The sequence below is a fragment of the Shewanella sp. NIFS-20-20 genome (genome assembly GCF_019209865.1).
Taxonomy (GTDB): domain Bacteria; phylum Pseudomonadota; class Gammaproteobacteria; order Enterobacterales; family Shewanellaceae; genus Shewanella.
Genome location: NZ_JAHUTT010000134.1, coordinates 1 through 619 on the forward strand (window position 1 = coordinate 1; position 619 = coordinate 619).

A 619-nucleotide genomic window follows, 5' to 3' on the forward strand; every position below is an offset into this window, starting at 1 on the left:
GGTCAATATTCTCAAAAAAGAACCGAGCAAATTAAGTCTTCGCCGAAAGAGACGCCGAGCGGCAATGGATTCGGCCTATTTAGAAAAACTAATAAATGCTTAAAAAACATTCACGCTCTTGCCCTGGCATGGTAGCTCGTCGGGCTCAACTCTCGACAAAAGAATCGAAGGTCGTCGCTTTTATTCAAATCCTACTCCCGCAACCAACCTCTAATTGAGGAAGTAAACCTGCATTTGCAGGTTTTTTTGTGCCTAAAATTCAGGGTGGAGCAGCATGGTAGCTCGTCGGGCTCAACTCTCGACAAAAGAATCGAAGGTCGTCGCTTTTATTCAAATCCTGCTCCCGCAACCAACCTCTAATTGAGGAAGTAAACCTGCATTTGCAGGTTTTTTTGTCCCTGAAATTTATGACTGCCTTGAAAACTGAACGATTTATGAGAGGATCACAAAACCAAGCACTATCAGGCAATGACGCCAATCAGGAAAACAAAATATAAAAATGTATGGTCCGCCTCGTTATTGCAAATGATATTTCCGATAACGAGGTTGGTTTGCGCTAATGTATTCGGAGTCTTCATTAGGTGCTACCACCCGCTCCACGATGAGTTCCGCGCTAGAT

The 619-nt window shown here is 43.8% G+C and carries 1 tRNA gene; it reads left to right on the plus strand.

From position 1 onward, the window contains the following. Positions 1 to 258: 258 nt before the first annotated feature. Positions 259 to 352, plus strand: a tRNA-Leu gene (locus KU855_RS18765). Positions 353 to 619: the final 267 nt, after the last annotated feature.